Annotated in this window: 2 protein-coding genes; one reads left to right on the top strand and one right to left on the bottom strand. The window is 61.2% G+C overall.

Translation table 11 applies throughout. The features are described from left to right. On the bottom strand, positions 1-126 hold a 126-nt coding region (locus GY725_19010), incomplete at its 3' end, for a hypothetical protein (protein MCP4006277.1). 398 nt (positions 127-524) lie between these two features. Between GY725_19010 and GY725_19005 the strand changes: the two genes are divergently transcribed. Then, a complete protein-coding gene (locus GY725_19005; protein ID MCP4006276.1) occupies positions 525-1,715 on the top strand; it encodes a DNA-binding transcriptional regulator in 1,191 nt (396 codons plus the stop codon). Positions 1,716-2,019 lie beyond the last annotated feature (304 nt).

The raw sequence follows: 2,019 nt of genomic DNA, 5'->3' as shown, positions 1-2,019 counted from the left end.
GGAATCGTTGAACCCCGCCACCACCTGCTGGCTGTTCGCAGCCACCTGGGCCAATGCCTGTTCGCCATACAAGTGCTGGCTACCAGTGACGAACCAAACTTCCAGAGAATCCAAGGATGTATCCATGGTCGGCACGCTCCGTAATTCTGTCTTGCCCGATTCCTAAGTAACGCGGGAAGAACAGGTTCGGCTAATCGCCGTCCTTCGCTCCGCGCAAGCTGCGTCCTTGCGTCACTTTCGCGGAGCGAAAGGCGACTTTGTTCTTTCCACGATCCTAAACATAGACCCGCCGACTCCGACGGACTAGTAGAAGAATGCGCATAAATATGTTACATTTGCGCACGAGTGGTTTGTCAAAGCTAAGAATTCGGGTTGCCTCGATTAGCCGTTTGGGCGCTAGCCCCGGTTTTCACCACCGGAACCGTGGCTAGCGCCAAAACGGCTAACCGCAGAATTCCATGCTGACAAACCGCGAGACAACGAGGCTCCAGGCTGCCGATGTGCGACCAGAAGGATTCAGACGCATGAGCGACGTGCCGAAAGTGGCTTTGCTGATCGAGACGGCCCGTGGATACGGCAGGCAGATGCTGCGTGGCATTGTTCGCTACGCCCGACTGCACGGACCCTGGTCCTTTTATGTCACGCCAGGCGATTTTGAGCAGGCGCTGCCCAAGATGCAGCAGTGGGGCGGCACGGGCATCATCGCTCGCATCGAGACGAGCAAGATCGCCAAGGCGGTACTGAAGTCGGGATTGCCCACGATCGCATTGGATTTGTCGGAACGCGAGTTGGAGCCATCCCATCCACTTTCTCGACTGAGCGAAGTCGCTTCGGATTCGGTTCGTGCCGCCGAGATGGCAGCCGAGCACTTATTGGGACGGGGCGTTGAGCACTTTGCCTTTGTCGGGATTCCCGGTCGCGTGTGGTCCAAGCGTCGCGAACGCGGCTTTTGCAGCGCCATCGCGGCCGCCGGGTTCGATGTGCACGTCTATACGCCATCGCCCTCGGCGCGAGGCCGCGTGTGGGAGCGGGAGCAGCCGATTCTGGCGGACTGGCTGGGGCGTCTGCCGAAGCCGGTCGGCGTGATGGCCTGCAACGACGATCGCGGACGCGAAGTCCTGGAAGCCTGTCGCGTTGCGGAAGTCCGTGTCCCCGAAGAACTGGCCGTGATCGGCGTCGACAACGACGAACTGTTGTGCGAACTGGCGACCCCACCGTTGTCCAGCGTAGCCTTGAATGCCGAGGGAACCGGTTACCGCGCCGCTGCCCTGCTGGACGGCATGATGCGCCGCCGCCTGCGCAAGCCGCGACGACTGGTCACCGAACCGCTACACGTCGTCACCAGGCGTTCCACCGACATGATCGCCATCGACGATCCGGAGGTCGCAGCCGCACTGGCCTTTATCCACGACCATGCGGCCGAGCCCATTGGCGTCGACGACGTGGTCCGCCATCTCCAGATTTCACGCCGCAACATCGAGATCCGGTTCCAGAATCTTGTCGGGCGCACACCGCGCGCCGAGCTTCAACGGGCTCGCCTGCAGCGGGCCAGGCGATTCCTGATTGAAACGGATCTGCCGATCCCCAAGATCGCCGAAGCGGTCGGCTACCGCACCGCCTGCTACTTCATCCAGGTATTCCGCAAAGAGCATGGCACCACACCGGCCCGATACCGCCGCAGCCGACACACGGGGCAACGTGGGGACGGATTGTGAGCTACTTTTCCGGTACGCTGTCCATGTTTCTCGCTGTCGCGGAGGCCCGGCCGCTTTCGACGGGACCTCCGCTCATAGCGTCACCAATATTCATCAACGGGTCCAAGGTGATGATGAGCCAGTCGAACCCGGCCCCGTCCTCGCGCATCTATGCGTTCACCCCCAGTCACTCTCGGCAAGAAACGTCAAACTTCAGAGGCCAGATCGCCCGACTGTACGAACACCGTAGCGACATAGCCGTTCGGGGGCCGTGCCTGCGGGCAATTCTGCTCTAGCGCAACTGCCCTGGGTGGCAGATGTCTCT

The organism is bacterium (assembly GCA_024226335.1).
GTDB lineage: Bacteria > Myxococcota_A > UBA9160 > SZUA-336 > SZUA-336 > JAAELY01.
The sequence above is the reverse complement of the archived record's forward strand: the minus strand, read 5'-3'. Positions and strand labels throughout refer to the sequence as shown.